Source organism: Candidatus Woesearchaeota archaeon B3_Woes, assembly GCA_005222965.1.
Taxonomy (GTDB): domain Archaea; phylum Nanobdellota; class Nanobdellia; order Woesearchaeales; family B3-WOES; genus B3-WOES.
Genome location: NJBG01000001.1, coordinates 442,110 through 460,304, shown reverse-complemented (window position 1 = coordinate 460,304; position 18,195 = coordinate 442,110). Strand labels below are relative to the sequence as shown.

At 27.9% G+C, this 18,195-nt stretch carries 21 protein-coding genes and 1 rRNA gene; 16 read left to right on the top strand and 6 right to left on the bottom strand.

What is annotated here, in order from left to right; genetic code table 11:
• Positions 1-34 precede the first annotated feature (34 nt).
• The 9 genes from CEE44_02465 to CEE44_02425 all read left to right on the top strand — a co-directional run bounded on the left by CEE44_02465 (position 35) and on the right by CEE44_02425 (position 7,152).
• Positions 35-868, top strand: a complete 834-nt coding sequence (locus CEE44_02465) for a hypothetical protein (GenBank protein TKJ17374.1) — start codon at positions 35-37, stop codon at positions 866-868.
• Positions 861-1,364: a hypothetical protein gene (locus CEE44_02460; protein TKJ17373.1), complete on the top strand. Its 504-nt coding sequence runs from the start codon at positions 861-863 to the stop codon at positions 1,362-1,364. The genes CEE44_02465 and CEE44_02460 overlap by 8 nt, the downstream gene beginning before the upstream one ends.
• Positions 1,365-1,366: 2 nt before the next feature.
• Positions 1,367-1,819 carry a hypothetical protein gene (locus CEE44_02455; GenBank protein ID TKJ17372.1) on the top strand — a complete coding sequence of 151 codons (453 nt, stop codon included), beginning with the start codon at positions 1,367-1,369 and terminating at the stop codon, positions 1,817-1,819.
• Positions 1,794-3,296, top strand: a complete 1,503-nt coding sequence (locus CEE44_02450; protein TKJ17371.1) for a hypothetical protein — start codon at positions 1,794-1,796, stop codon at positions 3,294-3,296. Before CEE44_02455 ends, CEE44_02450 begins: the two co-directional genes overlap by 26 nt.
• Positions 3,297-3,365: 69 nt before the next feature.
• On the top strand, positions 3,366-4,364 hold the full coding sequence (locus CEE44_02445; GenBank protein ID TKJ17370.1) for a hypothetical protein: 999 nt from the start codon (positions 3,366-3,368) through the stop codon (positions 4,362-4,364).
• Positions 4,361-4,816 carry a hypothetical protein gene (locus tag CEE44_02440; GenBank protein TKJ17369.1) on the top strand — a complete coding sequence of 152 codons (456 nt, stop codon included), beginning with the start codon at positions 4,361-4,363 and terminating at the stop codon, positions 4,814-4,816. Before CEE44_02445 ends, CEE44_02440 begins: the two co-directional genes overlap by 4 nt.
• Positions 4,817-4,984: 168 nt before the next feature.
• The gene (locus tag CEE44_02435; GenBank protein ID TKJ17368.1) at positions 4,985-5,290 is read left to right on the top strand and encodes a hypothetical protein; all 306 of its coding nucleotides are present in this window, start codon (positions 4,985-4,987) and stop codon (positions 5,288-5,290) included.
• 148 nt (positions 5,291-5,438) lie between these two features.
• Entirely contained in the window at positions 5,439-6,386 is a 948-nt protein-coding gene (locus tag CEE44_02430; GenBank protein TKJ17937.1) for a DNA repair and recombination protein RadA, read from the top strand.
• 163 nt (positions 6,387-6,549) lie between these two features.
• Positions 6,550-7,152 carry a 30S ribosomal protein S2 gene (locus CEE44_02425; GenBank protein TKJ17367.1) on the top strand — a complete coding sequence of 201 codons (603 nt, stop codon included), beginning with the start codon at positions 6,550-6,552 and terminating at the stop codon, positions 7,150-7,152.
• A 1-nt stretch (position 7,153) separates the two neighbouring features.
• Here CEE44_02425 and radB read toward each other — a convergent pair whose 3' ends face one another.
• Positions 7,154-7,852, bottom strand: coding sequence for a DNA repair and recombination protein RadB (gene radB / locus CEE44_02420; protein ID TKJ17366.1), 699 nt, complete (start codon positions 7,850-7,852; stop codon positions 7,154-7,156).
• 81 nt (positions 7,853-7,933) lie between these two features.
• Between radB and CEE44_02415 the strand changes: the two genes are divergently transcribed.
• Genes CEE44_02415 through CEE44_02400 form a run of 4 tightly spaced genes read left to right on the top strand, consistent with a single transcriptional unit; the run spans position 7,934 to position 12,794 of the window.
• Positions 7,934-9,424 carry a hypothetical protein gene (locus tag CEE44_02415; protein TKJ17365.1) on the top strand — a complete coding sequence of 497 codons (1,491 nt, stop codon included), beginning with the start codon at positions 7,934-7,936 and terminating at the stop codon, positions 9,422-9,424.
• Positions 9,403-10,857 carry a hypothetical protein gene (locus CEE44_02410; GenBank protein ID TKJ17364.1) on the top strand — a complete coding sequence of 485 codons (1,455 nt, stop codon included), beginning with the start codon at positions 9,403-9,405 and terminating at the stop codon, positions 10,855-10,857. Before CEE44_02415 ends, CEE44_02410 begins: the two co-directional genes overlap by 22 nt.
• A 3-nt stretch (positions 10,858-10,860) precedes the next feature.
• Complete coding sequence (locus CEE44_02405; GenBank protein ID TKJ17363.1) at positions 10,861-12,102, top strand: hypothetical protein; 1,242 nt, start codon at positions 10,861-10,863, stop codon at positions 12,100-12,102.
• The gene (locus tag CEE44_02400) at positions 12,096-12,794 is read left to right on the top strand and encodes a hypothetical protein (GenBank protein TKJ17362.1); all 699 of its coding nucleotides are present in this window, start codon (positions 12,096-12,098) and stop codon (positions 12,792-12,794) included. The genes CEE44_02405 and CEE44_02400 overlap by 7 nt, the downstream gene beginning before the upstream one ends.
• Positions 12,795-12,796: 2 nt before the next feature.
• On the opposite strand, the gene CEE44_02395 is transcribed toward CEE44_02400, so the two are convergent.
• Positions 12,797-13,252 carry a TIGR00270 family protein gene (locus CEE44_02395; GenBank protein TKJ17361.1) on the bottom strand — a complete coding sequence of 152 codons (456 nt, stop codon included), beginning with the start codon at positions 13,250-13,252 and terminating at the stop codon, positions 12,797-12,799.
• 1 nt (position 13,253) lies between these two features.
• The gene (locus CEE44_02390) at positions 13,254-13,652 is read right to left on the bottom strand and encodes a hypothetical protein (protein ID TKJ17360.1); all 399 of its coding nucleotides are present in this window, start codon (positions 13,650-13,652) and stop codon (positions 13,254-13,256) included.
• A gap of 73 nt (positions 13,653-13,725) precedes the next feature.
• Between CEE44_02390 and CEE44_02385 the strand changes: the two genes are divergently transcribed.
• Together CEE44_02385 and CEE44_02380 are read left to right on the top strand one after the other, a co-directional pair.
• Positions 13,726-14,193 (top strand): kinase, encoded by a 468-nt coding sequence (locus CEE44_02385; GenBank protein TKJ17359.1) that lies wholly within the window; start codon positions 13,726-13,728, stop codon positions 14,191-14,193.
• Positions 14,190-15,302 carry a hypothetical protein gene (locus CEE44_02380; protein ID TKJ17358.1) on the top strand — a complete coding sequence of 371 codons (1,113 nt, stop codon included), beginning with the start codon at positions 14,190-14,192 and terminating at the stop codon, positions 15,300-15,302. The genes CEE44_02385 and CEE44_02380 overlap by 4 nt, the downstream gene beginning before the upstream one ends.
• A gap of 1 nt (position 15,303) precedes the next feature.
• On the opposite strand, the gene rrf is transcribed toward CEE44_02380, so the two are convergent.
• Positions 15,304-15,417, bottom strand: a 5S ribosomal RNA gene (rrf, locus tag CEE44_02375).
• An 89-nt stretch (positions 15,418-15,506) separates the two neighbouring features.
• On the opposite strand from rrf, the gene CEE44_02370 reads away from it, so the two are divergent.
• Complete coding sequence (locus CEE44_02370; GenBank protein TKJ17357.1) at positions 15,507-16,805, top strand: UDP-glucose 6-dehydrogenase; 1,299 nt, start codon at positions 15,507-15,509, stop codon at positions 16,803-16,805.
• A gap of 10 nt (positions 16,806-16,815) precedes the next feature.
• On the opposite strand, the gene CEE44_02365 is transcribed toward CEE44_02370, so the two are convergent.
• The gene (locus CEE44_02365) at positions 16,816-17,349 is read right to left on the bottom strand and encodes an adenine phosphoribosyltransferase (GenBank protein TKJ17356.1); all 534 of its coding nucleotides are present in this window, start codon (positions 17,347-17,349) and stop codon (positions 16,816-16,818) included.
• Positions 17,350-18,099 (bottom strand): S-methyl-5'-thioadenosine phosphorylase, encoded by a 750-nt coding sequence (mtnP, locus tag CEE44_02360; protein TKJ17355.1) that lies wholly within the window; start codon positions 18,097-18,099, stop codon positions 17,350-17,352.
• Positions 18,100-18,195 lie beyond the last annotated feature (96 nt).

The window sequence follows — 18,195 nt, the reverse complement described above, 5'->3', positions numbered from 1 at the left end:
TCGTTCTAAAAAAGGGGATTTGGTGAGTATTATGATGGATCCTGTTTTTCATACAGTATTGGCTTTGGGGGTTGTGGGTCTTCTGCTTTTTTCTATGATATCAACAATGAAAGACAAAACAGATTTTGATAAACAATTTTTATCAACAGATCTTTCTTTGATTATTGACACTATACAAAGCATGCCCGGAACTGTTTTTTTAAAATATGCACAAGACACAAAAAATTTCAGCTTCCAATTTAATGATAATGTAGTAAATGTTTATGAAAAAGACAAATTACCTTTATCTAGTTATTTTATAGATGATAAAAATTCTCCTTTATTATTAAAAACATTAGGAGAATTTCCTGTTTCAATCGCTTTTTTGAAACAAGGAAATAAATTCGAAGTTGATTATAAAGATAATATAGAATTTAATGAAAATATTGTTGTTTGTCCAAGTTTGAAACCAACAAAAAGTCTAGAATCTACATCTTTCCTTTTGGTTTCAGATGAATCTTTAAGGGAAATAACAGATTCATTAGAAGCACAGCATCCAAATCATGATTCCTTTTATATTTCTGCTGATACTTTTGATGAAATAAGAAATAATATTGATATTGTAATTGAATTAAAAACCTCACAAAATGATGATGAACTTAAAATATTTTATCATACTCTCAGTAAATCCAGTAAGACATTGTCTTGCTCTATTTCAAATCTTTTTGCAACCAATATCAAATCTGTGAATACAATTCCTATAGATAAATCTTATTTCCAGTTTAAAGGAAAAGAAGCATCATTATCCATAATTTTACCAAGAAACTATCCAAAAAACGTTGTAAATATAATAAATAAAGGTTTAATAGAATATTTTGAAAATGAATAAACTTTTGAAAAATAAGAGAGGGAAATCAGAAGATTTGATTTACTGGTTTTTTTATTTACCTTTGACAGCTGTTGTAGTGATTATTATAGCCACATCTGCAAATACCCTATTATCCCAAACAACTTCTACACATAATCTTGAATATTATACTTATTCAAAGAGAGTTATTAATGCCTTATCTTATGGAGATGATATTCATGGAAGATTATTTACTGGAATTATGGATCCTTTGAAATTTAATGAACAAACATTACAAACAGCTCTTGACAGAGAAAATTATATAGGAAAAGAATTTGGAATTAAAATACAATTAGATTATTTTGATGAAACAAAACAAGACGCAATCATTTATTATAATGAAGAAGGATATGATATTTCTAAAATATTTTATAGAGTTGTAAATGAATATTATGTTTTAGTAAAATCAGAAGAAGAATTTAAACAAGCAAAACTTACAATTGATTTAGCATATCATAAAAAGAGGTATCCTGATTAAAAATGGATAAAAAAGGGATAGGAAAGGCTTTAACATTGTTATTGTCTATAGCTATTATCACATTAGAGATAACTGTTTTTTATAGTGCTTATGGTGAAGTATTTAAACCTATTAATTTTGCTGTAAAAGAGATTCCAAAAAACATAGATAATAATATTTTATTATTAAATTTATTAAGAACAGAAACAGCAGACGGAGCAATATCAGATATGATTATACAATCTTATCTTTCTGATGAATATTACACTTTGGAAAAACATATAACTATTTTTATAGTGGCTTATTATGGAGAGAATTATATTTGGCATCTTTCTATTGAAAATACCAAAAAAGCCGGAAATTACAATTTTATTCAAGGAATATTGAAAGGAAAGAAGAAGTATGAAGCATCCACTCTAATTCCATCGTATACCAAGGAGGCAATAGAAGTTGAACTATCAATTTATAAAAAATAAAAATTCAGAGAAATATAGAATTTTTAATATTTTAAACAAGCTTAAAACAAATAAAAAAGGATTAGATTTTGCTGTTTTGTTAGCATTAGTTGTTGTTCCTCTAGCTTTACTATTCTTGTTTTCACAATTAAATGAAATCAAAGGAGAAAATAAAAATATTGGTTTAACTCAGTTAAAACTTTTAGAAACTGCCCAGGAATCAGAAAACATTTTGTTTTACATAGATCAATCAGCTAAAAATTCTGTTGATCAGTCTCTTTATTTATTTGGTCAGCGAGGAGGATTTTTTCAAGAAACCGGTTGCGGAAGATATAAAATACATTCAATTTGGGAGACAAAAGATAAAAAGTGTTACCCAGAACTTGTCTTAAACTTTAAATTATTGTTTGAAAAAGAGTTAAATAACTATCTTACAAATTATCCAGAAGAGAATATTTTCTCAGATGATAATTATTTTTTAACAATAAAAGAGGACAAGATTATTGGAGAGCCAATAAAAGATATATCTTTAGATATAATAAACCAAAATAATGATAAAATTGGAAGTTATTTGTTCGTCCCTTCTTTTGCAATAGATGCGAATTTTGATGATTTCCAAGAATCTGTTAATGAAGCAAAATCTATATTTAATTGGTGTAAAGATGTAGAAAACATTAGAGAATGTATTGAAGCACAAATATATTTTAAAGGGTTATCTAGGAAATGGTCTATAGAATTTGAAAATGATTTTGCTTTATTTGATGTTACAAGTAATAAAGAAGTGTGGATTTATACTCTTCAAGGATTATTAAAAAGAAAAGTACATATTAACTTTGCTTATTTCTTGAAAAATGAAGAAGATTTACCCAATACTATTGAAAAAGATTGGAAAGATATAAGCATTACAACTTATTATATTCCTGAAGAGGCATTTGAAAAAATTAAATTTGGATTTTCAAGAGAAACACCAATACCAAATGATAATGAAATAAAGGGAAACATATATTTAAAAGATGTTTATGATATAGCAAAAGAACTAGATGTTAATTATAAAGTTATACTAGGTCTTCTTGGAACCGAATCTGATTTTGGAATATATTTGAATAAGGCATATGATGGAAGAGCACATGGAGCAATGCAAATGTTTCATGAAGCTGTTAAAGATATCTATCCTGATTTAATAAAAAAATATCCTTCTTTAAAAGAATATAAAATTTCTTTTAATGAGTATAATACTAGTTATTTTTACAATGAAATATCTACTAGCAAAGAAAGAGAACATATAAATATGCAAATTTATGCAGGAGCCCTCTATTTTAAGAAAACAAGAGAGTATTTAAGAAATTCAGGTAAACCAGATAATGTTTTAATAGTAATAAGAGCGTATCATGATGGGTGGAGTTATATAACTGAAGAAGGAAAATCAACTATGGATACTGAAGAGGCCAGATTATACACTGGTTCTGTTTTTGAGAAGGGAGAAATACCATTAACTTAATTTATTATTATTTTTCAAAACCTAAATATATATAAATGAAAACCCAATTTCTTTTATTGGTGGTTATTAATGATATCAATGCCTTTAGATGATGCAATTGCAAAAATAAAAGAAAAATCAAACCTTTCTGAGGAAGAGATTAAAAGTAAAATTGATACTAAGTTAGATCAATTATCTGGCTTAGTGAGCAAAGAGGGTGCAGCCTATATTGTTGCAAATGAATTAGGAATTAAGTTATTTGAACAGACTTCTGGAAAATTACAAATCAAAAACATCCTTTCTGGTATGAGGGATATTGAAACGGTTGGAAAGGTTACAAGAAAATTTGATGTAAGAGAGTTTAATACCAATGGAAGAGAAGGAAAGGTTGGAAGTTTTATCATTGGAGATGAAACAGGAACAATAAGGGTAGTTTGTTGGGGTTCTAAAGCTGATGAAATGTCCCAATTTGAAGATGGAGACGTTATAAGGGTAAAATCAGGATATGCGAGAGAAAACAATAACTTAAAAGAAATTCACATGAATGATAAAAGTACACTTACTGTAAATCCAGAAGGAGAAACAATTGGAACTATAGTAGAGACTGCTAGACCAGACCCATCAAGAAAAAATATAGTTGATTTAGATGAAAAGAGCAGCAATGTTACTTTATTTGGAACAGTTGTTCAAAGTTTTGAACCAAAATTTTTTGAGGTTTGTCCTGATTGTGGAAAAAGAGCAAAACCATTTGAAGGAAATTTTGTTTGTCAGGAACACAAAAATGTGAATCCTGATTATTCTTATGTAATGAATATTGTTTTGGATGATGGAACAGAAACAATAAGGGCTGTGTTTTTTAGAGACCAGGTTGAAAAATTAGTTAGTCAATCAAAAGAACAACTACTAAACTATAAAACAAACCCACAGGAATTTGAAGTTGTGAAGAACGATTTATTAGGAAAACAAATAAAGATTACCGGAAGGGTAACTAAAAACACAATGTTCGATAGATTAGAATTTGTAGCAAATGATGTTGATTTAAATCCAGATCCAAAAGAAGAAATCGAAAGATTAGCAAAAGTAGAATGAGATATTATACACATCTAGCATTTTCTTTCTTAATGGGAGTTTTACTTATCAAATATTTAGATATCCAAAATCAAATATTATTTATTGTATTGTTTATGATTTTTGGTCTTGCACCAGATATTGATGAATTAAAAAGTAAAGTTTCACAAAAAGTAAAACCTTTAGCATTGTTAATCAAGTTTTTCTTTAGTCATAGGGGAATAATGCATTCAATATTTTTACCAATAATCCTTTATCTTTTGTTATTTATGATAAATATAGACGTTGCAATATCTGTTTCTTTTGGTTATTTAAGCCATTTGTTGTTGGATTGTTTTACAGTCAGAGGAGTTCGGTTGGTTTGGCCTCTAAAAAAGAGATTAAAAGGATTCATTAAAACTGGTTCTTTAACAGAAACAATACTATTTATTGTGTTGATAATTGCTGATGTGTATTTCTTAGTAACTTTATAAGAAACCACTTGCCATTTGCCATGTACACCTAACATATATAAATAAGCTATACTTTACTATAGTTAAGATGTTTTGAATAACATCAGACCTCGCTTCCTGGAGCAGTCATTGACTAGCTCATAATTAAGGGAAGTTTGAAATAAAACGCGAAAGCAAGAGGTGGTTTGTATGGAAAATACAGAAAAGGCTGGCAATAAGCCAGAAAAAAAGTTTAGCACAGGTGCTATAAGCGCAACTGTGTGGAAAAATAGTGGAACATCCAAAAAGGATGGAAGCCAAGTGGAGTTTAGAACCATAACTCTACAAAGGAGATATACTGATAAAGACGGCACTTGGAAGTCTACTAATTCTTTAAGATTAAATGACTTACCTAAAGCTTCTTTAGTCTTAAACAAAGCTTATGAGTATCTTGTTATAAAAGAGCAAGATGCTTCCCCTACTGGGGAAATTGATGTTGAAGAAATAGTAATGTAAAAAGGTGATAAAAATGCAAAAACTTAAATTATCAAAACCAAATGCTAATATAGATGCACAGACAGACACAAAAGAAGAAGTAATTATAGATAATGAATTATCACAAGAAGAAACTAAAGAACTCAAAAAAACTAAAAAAGAAACAAAAATGGAAAAAACAAAAGAAATGACTGTAACTGATTTACCAGGAGTAGGTGCAGCTACAGCTGAAAAATTATCAACAGTAGGTTACAACGATTTAATGAGCATTGCAGTAGCAACACCAGGGCAATTAGTCGAAGCAACTGGTGTTTCAGAAGCTTCTGCTAAAAAAATGATTATATCTGCTAGATCAAATCTTGATATGGGCTTTGAATCTGGTGCAGATATCTTAGAAAAAAGAAATACAGTTACAAGGATAAGCACCGGAAGCAAAGTCTTTGATACTTTGGTGGGTGGAGGATTTGAAACTGGAGCTATAACAGAATGTTTTGGCGAATTTGGATCTGGAAAAACACAAGTAGGACACTTATTAGCTGTAAATTGTCAAAAAGAAGATCCAAGCGCAGTAGCAGTTTATATTGATACTGAAAATACATTTAGACCAGAAAGAATAATACAATTAGCAAAAGGAGCAGGGCTTAATCCTGAACAAGTTTTAAAAAACATCAAAGTTGCTAGAGCATATAATTCAGATCATCAAATGTTGTTGGCAGAAAAAGTAGAAGACTTGATTAAAAAAAACGGCTTAAATGTCAAGGTCGTTATTATAGACTCATTAATTGCACATTTTAGAGCAGAGTTTATAGGAAGAGGGACATTATCAGAGAGACAACAAAAATTAAACAAACACATGCATGTTCTTAGCAAATTAGCTGATATGAATAACTTATGCGTTTATGTAACAAACCAAGTTATGTCTAAACCTGATCAGTTTTTTGGTGACCCTACAGCACCTATTGGTGGCCATATAGTTGCACACGCATCTACATTTAGAATTTATCTGAGAAAAGGTAAAAAAGGAACAAGAGTAGCAAAGCTTGTTGATGCCCCTAATCTAGCAGATGGTGAATGCAATTTTGCTGTTGAAGAACAAGGACTGAGAGATATTGAATAATATCTTTTTCTTTTATTTTTTATATTACCTTTTTACCAAAAGCTTTTTAAATAGAACTTAATTTATGTTGAATATTACCGACGTATTTATCTTGGCTAAAAGATATATACATAGTTACCTGAGGTTATAAAAAAGGTAAACAAAATAATGAGGTTAAATAAGAATGGCAAAAGAACAACAATTTTTAGTTGCACAAGATACTTATCTAAAGGCAGGTATACATATTGGTACAAAATTTAAGACAAAATACATGTCTAAATTCATATATAAAACAAGACCCGATGGATTATCTGTTTTAAATCTACAAAAAATAGATGAGAGAATAAAAACAGCAATAAATCTATTGTCACAGTTTGAGCCAGAAGATATTTTGGTTATTAGTAGAAGGGAGAATGCATGGAAATCTGTAAAAACCTTTGGGAAAGTAATTGGTTGTAATTTTTTTGCAGGAAGATATCCTCCTGGAGTATTGACTAATACTATGTTAGATAATTTTATTGAACCAAAAGTAGTCTTAGTAACTGACCCTTGGCCAGATAGAAATGTAATAGAAGATTCAATAAAAATAGGAATCCCCATTATTGCTTTGTGTGATACAAACAATCAATCAAATAATATTGATTTAGTTGTTCCATGTAATAATAAAGGAAAGAAATCTTTAGGTTTGTTTTTCTGGATATTAGCAAGTGGCTATTTGACTAAAAAAGGGTTAATTAAAAAACCAGAAGATATGAAAGAAAAGATTGAAGATTTTACAGAGGAATAAATTAAAATAATTTAAATCCCCTTTCTTCTCTTGTTCCTATTATCCCTGTTTGAACAATCTTTAGATAAATACTCTTTTCTTGAGAAAGTGATCTGTGTTTTTTTAGTATAACTCTTCTATTGTTTTGAGGAGTTATTTGAAGCTCAATCAAGCATTTGCTTCCATATTTTAATATATCTCCTCCTACAATATTTACCTTTCCTTTGTCCTCAAAATTTGAATAAACCTGGTTAGTAATCAAAATAGGAATGTTTTTTTTACGAGCAATTTCAGATAAAAAAGAGATTTGTTTGCCTAATGTTCTATTGACGTCATAGACTTCCTCGTTTTGGCCCAATTCTAGTCTATATAACATAGCTATTGTATCTACTACAATTAAGCCAATCTTATCATTTACTAAATCTTTTAATTTTTCAAAATCTTTTTTTTGCTCTTCAAAAGAAATTGGTTTTAAAAAAACAATATTATCAAGTATTTTTTTATAATCAGGAGCAATTTGTTTCAACCTTTCTATTGAAAAAGAGTTTTCTGTATCAATATATATTATTTTTTTGCCTGTTCTGGCCATATTTATGCTACAAAGCATAGCTAAAACTGTTTTTCCTGAACCTGCTGGTCCATAGATTGTTGTAATAACATCTTTTTCATACCCCCCTTCAAGCATCTTGTCCAGTATTTTAGACCCAGTTGGTACCCTCATAAAAGAGAGAATTATGTTTATTTTAATAAAAGTTGCTAAAAAACAAGTAAATATTTAAATTCTGAACATAATCTTTTATTAATGAAAAAAGAATATATCATCTTAGGAATCATCTTTTTTATTGTTCTAGGAACAAGACTTTTTTTTGCATTTCAAACACAAACATTTAGTTCTGATGAAGCGTATTATAACATAAGACAGGTAGAACATATAAAAGAAACTTTTTTACCAATGACCAAAGATGACTTAAGTTATGGTGGGAAAACATTATATCTTCCTCCTTTATTTTATTATACTCTTGCTGCTCTAAACTTTATATTTCCAATAGATTTTGTAGGAAAATTTTTTCCTAATTTATTTGCTTCTTTGATGGTTATTCTTGCTTATTTGATTGCTGAGCAATTGACAAAAGATAAAACAACCAAATTCTTTACAGCTTTAATCGCGGGGTTTATGCCAATATTTTTTGCTGAAACATTAAACAGCATATCCATTTATTCTTTCGTATTACCTATTTTGTTTTTTGCATTGTATTGTATGATTAGAATTATAAATAAAGAAAAAAGATATATTGCTTATTTTATAACTTCTTTATTGATATTGAGAATCACAACACCTTCTGTAATTTTTCTTGTTTTTGCTTTGTTGATATATTTACTATTCCTTTTCCTAGAAAAAATTAAAAGCTCTAAAATAGAAGTAGAATCAATATTATTTTCAACATTTTTAATAGTATGGACTTTATTTGTATCTTTTAAGAATGTATTTTTGAATCATGGTTTTGTTATTTTATGGCAAAATATCCCAAAAGAATTATTAAAAAACTATTTTATTGATGTAAATATATTAACAGCAATATATTTAATAGGGATTTTACCTTTTGCTTTTGGATTATATACTATATATAAATATATCTTTGAAAAAAAAGACAAAAAAATATACCTGTTAATAAGCTTTGCAATTGTTGTAAGCTTTTTGATGTGGTTAAGATTAATAGAATTAAATTTGGCTTTGATATTTGTTGGTTTTGTGATGTCTTTTTTATTTGCAAAAATATATCCTTCTTTGTACAAATTTACAAGAAACAAAAAAATAAAACTTACAATTACGCTATCTTTGTTCTTATTAATCTTAATAAGCTCAGTTATACCTTCCTTGGTTTTAGCTGCAAATAAAATAAAACAATCATATTCTGATCAAGAGATAGAGGCGCTGAATTGGATAAACGAGAACACAGGCGAGAAAGAGGTGATCTTATCAACTATAAGTGAAGGTCATTTGATAACAACAATTGCAAAAAGAAGAAATTTTATTGATTCTAATTTTATGTTTGTAGAAGACATAGACCAAAGAGTAGAAAACGTATATAAAATGTATCGAACAACCTCCGAAACACAAGCAATAAGATTGTTGAACGAATATAACATAAAGTATATTTATTTTTCAAAGAGAGCAAAAGAAGAATATAAAATAGATAAATTATTTTATATAGAAGAAAATTGTTTTGAAAGAGTATTTATCAATAAAGATGTGGAAATATACAAAACATTATGTGTTATAGAAGAAAAATGATAAAAAAATATATTATAACAAGAAATGTGTGGATATTCATTGTTTTGTTAACATTAATGACATCACTTGTTGTTCCTGTTCTAAGAGTTCTTTCTGAAAGACCCATTATTTTAGGAGAAAAATCATATTATGATATGAGAATATCTGAAACAGTTTTAGAAGAAGGATTAAAGTTTAGAGATAACCTAGTAATTGATGGGAGAGATTATGTTGCAAAACCATATCATATTGTTCTGGCTTCTTTGTTCTATTTTTTTACACCAGAAAATTCATTAATAGCTATATCACTAATAACTGGTTTATTTTCAGTAATCTTTTTTTATTTGATACTTAAAAAATTGAAAATAAATCTTTATCAAAGATTTTTTACTTTTGTTGTATTGTTGCTATCTCCTGCTTTTATATTTACATTTGGTACTTCAAATGAATTTTGTATATCTATAATGTTATTATTGTTAGGTACATACCTTTTTTTGAAATCTGATAAATTATTTATATATTCTTTGTTAGTTTTTTTAATTGCAACAATCTTTAATTTACTTAATGTTATTGTAATCATATTTTTATTCTTATTTTTACTAGAAATAGGAGTTCCAAAAAAAAGAGAGGCCCACATTATTTTGGCCTTTGTATTAATTCTAGCATTGATTTATTATGCCCCTCTTTATTTTTATGGAGGTTTTGCTTCTAAAACAGAATTAGTTGGAAGGAATACAATAACTGATTTTATTTCTGATTTAGGAGGAGAAGTTGGGATAAGTATTTTCACATTAATTTTAGGTATTGTTGGAATAACTTTTACATGGAAGCATAAACAGAAATTGAAAAATAGTTATATTTTAATGTTGCTTTTATTATTTATTAGCTATCATTTTAATTATGCTATGATTTATCTTAACTTTATTTTCTCTATTTTTGCAGGAATTGCTTTTGCATATATTGTGAAAGGGAAATGGGAAATAAAACCTTTAAAAAAACTCACTTTATTATTTTTAATCTATGGTTTATTGTTTTCATCTATCTCTTATATTGGAAGAGTTTCTGTATCTGAACCTGATGAAGATATACAAAAAGCATTAGAATGGTTAAATGATAATTCTGATAGTGAGGATGTTGTTTTTTCACATTATAGCAAAGGATTTTGGATTGAATACTTGGCAGATAGGCCTGTTATAACAGATGGTTTATTTAATTATAATAATGCGAAACAAAAATTAGAAGATTCGAATACCATCTTATATTCAAGAAATACAGAAATAATAGGCAAACTAATGAATAAATATAATGTTAAATACATATTTATTGATAAGAAGATGAAAAAGGGTCAAATATGGGACAAAAAAGAAGGATTATGGTATGCTTTTAGAAATAACCAAACATTTAAAAGTGTGTATTACAAAAACGAAGTAGAAATATGGAAAAACATTTGGTAAAAAATGATTAAAGCAATAATACTTATAGCGTATTTTATTTCTTTATATCTTGTAATCTTTTGGTTGTTAACATTATATGAAAAGGGAATTAGGTTGGCTCCAAGAAAACTAAAGAAATTCCCTTTTGTTACTATTTGTGTGCCTGCTTATAATGAAGAATCAAATATAAAAGAAACAATCCAATCTGTTATTGATTTGGATTATCCAAGAGAAAAAATAGAAATAATTGTTGTCAATGATGGAAGCAAGGACAACACCAAAAAAGTTGTTGAAAAACTAATTAAAGAAAACAAAAATAGAAATATTACTTTAATCAACCAAAAAAATCAAGGAAAAGGCGTTGCTATGAATAATGCTCTAAGAAGAGCTAAAGGAGAGTTTTTTGTGCCTTTAGATGCCGATTCTATTGTTAAAAAAGAAGCGCTCCAGGTTTTGCTCCCTCATTTTTATAAAAAAAATATTGCAGCTGTTTTGCCTGTTATTGAAGTACAACATAAATCAACTCTTGTGAGACAAATACAACATTGTGAATATTTAATTAATTTTTATTATAAAAGAGTCATGAGTCGTTTAAATTGTGTACATGTTACACCAGGACCTTTTTCTGTTTATAGAAAGGATGTGCTTGTTGGATTAGGGGGATTTGATGAAAAGAACCTTGTAGAGGATTTGGAAATCGCTATTAGGATACAAAAAGCAAATTTTGAAATTATTCAAACCCTTGAAACATCTATCCTTACAAAAGCACCCGGTACATTTTTAGAGTTTTATAAACAAAGAAATAGATGGTACAAGGGAAGTCTGATAAATATTTTTAAATATAGAAGATTGATTTTTAACAGATCTTATGGAGATTTTGGTGTTTTACAAATGCCTATGGTTTTTATATCGGCTTTTATATCTGTTACTTTGTTTTTAATAGTGGTTTTTTGGAAATTACTAAAACCCCTGATAGATAAAATTTATGATTTGAGCCATATAAACTTCGACTTTATCCCTTTGTTTACTAAAGGGGTGAAAGATTATACGATCCTTAATCTTAATTTTACCCCCATGTTTTATGGTTTAGTTATCTTATTCTTGGGTTTAATATTTTTAGTTTTAGCACATCATAAAGCTGGCGAAAGAGTAAGACACAATAAAAAACCAATATTCTTTTATATTATCCTTTACCCCTTTATGATTGGTGTTATATGGATTGGAGTTATATTTGATTTAATCAGAGGCAAAATACAAAGATGGTAAAAGGGACTTATGAGAGAGTAATAAGCAAAAGGAGATTTGCTTTATCTTTAATATTAACTTCTTTTATTTTTTTAATAGGCATCTTAGTAGGATACACTTTAACAGCAGAGAGAACAGACTACTTAGAAGAAATATCTTATAAACAAAAAATAGATTATGAAAGCTTACAATTACAATCACTTTATTTAGATTTAAGTGCAACTAATGTAAGTTGCCATATTTTTAATAAAATTCTTGAAACAAGTTTAAATGATGTAGGAAAGGCCCAATCAAAAGTTGATTTTTACATACAAGAAACAAGCAAAAAAAGCTATACAGAGCTTAAAAGAGGATATCTTTTGGCTCAAATAAGGTATTGGTTACTAAATCAAAAGATTAAGGAAAATTGTCAAGCAGAACATGTCTCTGTATTGTATTTTTATTCGAATGAAGAATGTGTGGAGTGTGGTGCTCAATCAACTGTATTAAGCTATTTAAAAGAAAAATTAAAAGATAGGCTTTTGGTATTTTCTTTAGATGCTGATTTCAGAAACGAACCCATGGTAGGGGTATTAAAACAAACATATAATATTACGAAAATACCTTCTGTAGTTATAGAAGATTCTGTTTTTGACAAATTAATTGGCAAAGATGATTTAATTCAAGAAATATGTAAAAATTATAAAGAAAAACCAGAGCTGTGTGTAAAATAATTCTATTTTTTTAGTTTAATCAAGTCCCCAATTGTTAATGTTTCTGATTTGGTTGTTTTTAATTCTGTTTTTTCTAATTTTCCCTCTTCAATTAATTTAATTTTTAGAAATTTCTCTATTTTTTGTGCTAATTTAATATTTGGTTCATGGTGTCCTGATTCTATATTGTGTATTAATGAAACCTTTTCGTTTATTTTTTTAGCAAAATCCTCTTGTTTTAGGTTTATTTTTTCTCTAGCATCTTTAATCAAATTACCATAATCTTTAACAATTCTCTCTATGACTTCCTCTTCGATTTCTTTCTCTTTTATTCTTGTTTTTTTTGTTTGATGAATATAATTATTTTTCCTTATTGTTTTTCCAAACTTACCACATTTTTCACAAACATTTAGTTCAGTTCCTTCGATTAGTGCTGCTCTTAATCTTGTTTCTTTTCCACACATATCGCATAAAGCCATTTTAAGATTTAATTATTTTTACTAATACTCTTCTTTTTCTTGGTCCATCTCCTTCAAAAAATAGTATTCCTTGCCATGTTCCTAGGATTAGTTCATTATTCTTAATAATTATTGATTTTTCATTACCTAATATTGAAGAGTTTATATGGGCATCTGAATTACCTTCGGTATGAGAATAACCATCATTTTCTGGAACAAGTTGAGATAGTTTTTTTATCATGTCTTTTTTTACAGAAGGGTCTGCATTTTCATTGATTGTTATTCCTGTGGTTGTATGTGGACAGTAAACAACACAAATTCCCTCCTTAATCTTGGATTTTTTCACAATATTATTTATATCTAATGTTATGTCAACGAATTCTTGTTTTTTTGACGTTGATAGAGAAATTTCTTGTAGCATAAATTTATACTAATCAAAAGAGATATATAATTTTTTCGTTAGTTTTATATAATTTCCAAATAAGTGTAAAACTATGACTGTTATTTGCATTTCAGGAACACCTTGTACTGGTAAGACAACTTTAGCTAAAAAATTGTCAAAACAGTTCATTTATGAATATATTGATGTCAATAAATTAATAAAAGACAATAAATTAGACGAAAAATATGACAGAAAGAAAAGATGTTATGTTGTTGATGTTAAAAAATTAAACAAATTGTTAATTAAATTGGTTCAAACTAAGAAAAATTTAGTGATAGATAGTCATTTGAGCCATTATTTACCTAAAAAATATGTTGATTTATGTATAATAACCAAATGTAATTTGAAAACATTAGAAAAAAGATTAAAAAAGAGAAAATATAATAAATCTAAAATAAGAGAAAATTTGGATTGTGAAATATTTGATATTTGTTTAAATGAAGCAAAAGAGAACAAACATAAAGTTCTTAAAGTAGATACTAGTAAAAAAGTTAACGTGAAAAATATTAGGATAAAATGAAGAAAGAAATAAGTTCATTGGAAATAAGATATTTGATTAAGGAATTTCAATGTTTAATTGACTCTAAAGTTGATTCTATTACAAATCCAGAAAAAGAAGAGTTAGTAATGCGGTTTTTTGTTCAAGGAAAAGGAAAAAGGATATTGAGAATTTTGCCTAATCTCATTTATTTAACAAATGAAAAAAAATCTGCCATAAAACCAAGTGGTTTTTGTATGACACTAAGGAAATATTTGATAAATTCAAGATTAAAACAAATTACTCAGGTTAATTCCGAGAGAATTATTAAGTTTTTGTTTGAAACTAAAGAAGAAAAATATTATTTAATAGTGGAATTGTTTAATAAAGGAAACATTATCTTGTGTGATAATGATAATAAGATCCTATGTTTATTAAAGAGGCACAAATGGAGAGACAGAGAATTAAAGACAAATGTTAAATATAATTTACCTCCAAAAAAAGTTAATTTTTTTGAATTAGATAAAAGCACAATAAAAGAAATACTAAATATAAAAAAACAATTGGTTAAAAAATTAGCAAGCGAGATAGGGTTGGGTGGAGTTTATGCAGAAGAAGTTTGTTTGTTATCTGGTGTTGATAAAAATAAAATGATACCTGATGATAAAGAAACAAATTTAATAATAAAATCAATTAAAAAATTAATAGAAAAGAAAATAGAATCTTGTATTATATATAAAAATAAACAACCTTTAGATATTATCCCTTTTCCTATGGAGTTGTATCACAATCTTGATTGTAAAAAATTTGAAAATTATAATTCTGCTCTTGATTTTGTAATGAGCAAATCATTAAATTCTATAATTAAAGATGAAAAAACAAAAATTTATGAGAAAAAGATAGGGAAAATAGAGAAGATTATATTAAAACAAAAAGAAAAAACAAACGATGTTGAAAAAAACATAAAAGAAAACGAGAAAAAAGCAGAAAAAATATATAATAATCATAAACTGATAAATGAAATTTTAGAAACTATAAATAATGCAACAAAAAAACACTCTTGGAAGGAAATTAAAGAAAAGTTAAAAGACCATAAAATCATTAAAGAAGTTAATTCTAAGGACAAAAAGATTATTTTAGAATTAAAGTAAAGATGGACAGCTTTCTTAGGTTCCCGCGTAATGCAGTACTTCTAAGAACGTAAGCCGGTTTAACTTATGGGTTCGAAATGAGACCATGTGGAACCCGGCTGCTATGACCGTCCAAACAGAATGATTATTAATCGGTTTAAAAAGGTTATGATTTTGATTATTTAATTCATTAATTATTTAAATAGCTCTTTATTGTTATTTATTATGAAAATCTCTGTATTTGGGGCAGGATATGTGGGGTTAGTTGTTGGATCCTGTTTAGCTGATCTAGGAAATGATGTAATTTGCGTAGATGTAGATGTAAACAAAGTTGAAAATCTTAAAAAAGGAAAAATTCCAATATATGAACCCGGTTTAAAAGAAATTATTGATAGGAATCTTAATGAAAAGAGGATCTTTTTTACAACAGACTCTCGACATGCTATAAAAACCTCTGAAGTAATTTTTGTGGCTGTTGGAACCCCCACTGGGAAAAATAATGAAGCTGATCTAATTTTTGTTACATCTGTTGCTAAAGATATTGGAAAATATATGAATGATTATAAAGTTATAGTTAATAAAAGTACAGTTCCTGTTGGAACAGGAGAGTTAGTAAAGAATATTATAAAAAAAAATCAAAAAGAACAAATTGAATTTGATGTTGTATCTAATCCCGAATTTCTTAAAGAAGGAACTTCAATAAAAGATTTTATGGTTCCAGATCGAATTGTAATAGGCTCTGATTCAGATAAAGCAAAAAGTATAATGGGTAAAATCTATGAACCTGTGGCGAGAACAGGAAAACCCATATTCTATACAGATATCAAAAGTGCGGAACTAATAAAATATGGTTCAAATGCTATGTTGGCAACGAGAATCTCTTTTATGAATGAGTTATCCCATTTATCAGAAAAAATTGGAGCAGATATTAAGAAAGTTGCTCAGGGTATGGGCTTAGATTCAAGAATTGGCCCTAGATTTTTACAAGCAGGAGTCGGATATGGAGGTAGTTGTTTTCCTAAAGATGTACAAGCTTTAATACAAACATTAAAACAAAATAAATGTGAAACTAGCATATTAGAAGCCGTAGACAAAGTGAATTGCGAACAAAAAAAATCATTGTTATCAAAAATCAAAAAATTAACACCTAATTTAAAAGACAAAACAATAACAATATGGGGTTTATCCTTTAAACCCAAAACAGATGATATAAGAGGCGCACCATCATTAGTTGTTATAGATCAATTACAAAAAGAAGGTGCTCTAATAAACGTTTTTGATCCAGAAGCTCAAGAAAAAACAAAAAAAATTCTAAATAAAGTAAATTATTTTAAAACACCTTATGAAGCATTAAAAGGCAGTTCTTGTTTAGTTGTAGTAACAGAATGGGACGAGTTTAGATCCCTTGATAAAGAAAAAATAAAGGATTCATTAAAAGAACCCAACATTATAGATGGTAGGAATATTTACGATCCTAAAGAAATGTCAGATCTGGGATTTAACTATATAAGTGTAGGAAGATAATAAAAGTTATTTATTCGCCTTCAAATTCAACTAAAGAAAACACCTTATTTCCATCTTTTTCTAATTTTTCCTTGCCACCCAAATCTGGTAAATCAATAATAAAACAACATTCAACTATTTCTCCACCAAGTTTTTTAATTAAGTTACATGCAGCTAATGCTGTTCCTCCTGTAGCAATCAAATCATCTACAAGTAAAACTTTATTTCCTTGAGAAATTGCATCTTTATGAATCTCAATTTTATCTTTTCCATATTCTAATTCATATTCTTCTGAAATAGTTTCTGCTGGCAATTTATTTGGTTTTCTAATTGGAATAAAACCTACATTTAATTTATGAGCTAAAACACTACCAACAATAAATCCTCTTGATTCAATTCCTATAACTGATTCAATTTCAATATCTTTATATCTTTCAACAAGAAGATTAACCATACGATTAAACCCTTCGCTATCTTTAAGTAATGTAGTTATATCTCTAAACATAACCCCTTTTTTAGGCCAATGTGGAACTGTTCTTATTTTTGATTTAACGATATGTGGCATTTATTTCACCTTCGGTATCGTTGCAATAAGTAAATTTGTAACTTTGTGTGCGTTTTCCTTAAAAACTTTTAATACTTCTTCCCATGTTACAGAAGGAACATCATCAAATAAGCAATCATAGTCTGTACTCATAGCAACAGAAGCATAAGGAACGCCTGCCTCTTTTGCTAAAATCGCTTCTGGTGCAATCGACATATTTATTATATCTGCACCCCACATATGAAACATCTTACTCTCCGCTTTAGTGGAAAATCTTGGACCTTCAATAGTTATTACAGTTCCTTTTTCATGATGTTTTAATCCCAATTCCTTGCAAGTTTTAATAAGTTTTTCTCTAAGTTTCGATGAAAAAGGGTCTGCCATTTGTATATGTTGGGGGTTATTTTGTTCAAATTTTTCGTAGAAAGTTGCGAATCTATGCTTTGTGAAATCAATAAACTGATCAAGTATAATAAGATCTCCTCTTTCAATATCTTTTTTTAATGAACCACAGGCTGTTGTTGATAATATATGAGTACATCCTTGTTCTTTTAATGCTTGAATATTTGCTCTAAAATTTACTTGAGACGGAGGGATGGTGTGTTCTCTCCCATGTCTCGACAATAATACAATATCAACCCCATTTATTTTACCAACCTTTAAACTAGAACTTGGTTTACCATAAGACGTATTTACTTCAATATCTTTTGCATCTTCTAAAATGTCTGGGTTATCTAACCCACTCCCCCCAATAATACCGATTTTAGCCATTGTTTTTGAATATTATTTAGTTTTAAATAATTTGTGTTTTTAAAAACCAAATAAAGGAAAGCATATTTTGCAAAAAGATAGTTTTATATATTTAAA

Bases quoted from the DNA above. Each gene is read 5' to 3' on its own strand.
- radB (TKJ17366.1), bottom strand. From the start codon at position 7,852: ATGAGGGTACCAACTGGGTCTAAAATACTGGACAAGATGCTTGAAGGG.
- CEE44_02440 (TKJ17369.1), top strand. From the start codon at position 4,361: ATGAGATATTATACACATCTAGCATTTTCTTTCTTAATGGGAGTTTTA.
- CEE44_02455 (TKJ17372.1), top strand. From the start codon at position 1,367: ATGGATAAAAAAGGGATAGGAAAGGCTTTAACATTGTTATTGTCTATA.
- CEE44_02410 (TKJ17364.1), top strand. From the start codon at position 9,403: ATGTGTTATAGAAGAAAAATGATAAAAAAATATATTATAACAAGAAAT.
- CEE44_02370 (TKJ17357.1), top strand. From the start codon at position 15,507: ATGAAAATCTCTGTATTTGGGGCAGGATATGTGGGGTTAGTTGTTGGA.
- CEE44_02405 (TKJ17363.1), top strand. From the start codon at position 10,861: ATGATTAAAGCAATAATACTTATAGCGTATTTTATTTCTTTATATCTT.
- CEE44_02435 (TKJ17368.1), top strand. From the start codon at position 4,985: ATGGAAAATACAGAAAAGGCTGGCAATAAGCCAGAAAAAAAGTTTAGC.
- CEE44_02425 (TKJ17367.1), top strand. From the start codon at position 6,550: ATGGCAAAAGAACAACAATTTTTAGTTGCACAAGATACTTATCTAAAG.
- CEE44_02365 (TKJ17356.1), bottom strand. From the start codon at position 17,349: ATGCCACATATCGTTAAATCAAAAATAAGAACAGTTCCACATTGGCCT.
- CEE44_02415 (TKJ17365.1), top strand. From the start codon at position 7,934: ATGAAAAAAGAATATATCATCTTAGGAATCATCTTTTTTATTGTTCTA.
- CEE44_02445 (TKJ17370.1), top strand. From the start codon at position 3,366: ATGATATCAATGCCTTTAGATGATGCAATTGCAAAAATAAAAGAAAAA.
- CEE44_02430 (TKJ17937.1), top strand. From the start codon at position 5,439: ATGGAAAAAACAAAAGAAATGACTGTAACTGATTTACCAGGAGTAGGT.
- CEE44_02465 (TKJ17374.1), top strand. From the start codon at position 35: ATGGATCCTGTTTTTCATACAGTATTGGCTTTGGGGGTTGTGGGTCTT.
- CEE44_02380 (TKJ17358.1), top strand. From the start codon at position 14,190: ATGAAGAAAGAAATAAGTTCATTGGAAATAAGATATTTGATTAAGGAA.
- CEE44_02390 (TKJ17360.1), bottom strand. From the start codon at position 13,652: ATGCTACAAGAAATTTCTCTATCAACGTCAAAAAAACAAGAATTCGTT.
- mtnP (TKJ17355.1), bottom strand. From the start codon at position 18,099: ATGGCTAAAATCGGTATTATTGGGGGGAGTGGGTTAGATAACCCAGAC.
- CEE44_02400 (TKJ17362.1), top strand. From the start codon at position 12,096: ATGGTAAAAGGGACTTATGAGAGAGTAATAAGCAAAAGGAGATTTGCT.
- CEE44_02395 (TKJ17361.1), bottom strand. From the start codon at position 13,252: ATGGCTTTATGCGATATGTGTGGAAAAGAAACAAGATTAAGAGCAGCA.
- CEE44_02460 (TKJ17373.1), top strand. From the start codon at position 861: ATGAATAAACTTTTGAAAAATAAGAGAGGGAAATCAGAAGATTTGATT.
- CEE44_02385 (TKJ17359.1), top strand. From the start codon at position 13,726: ATGACTGTTATTTGCATTTCAGGAACACCTTGTACTGGTAAGACAACT.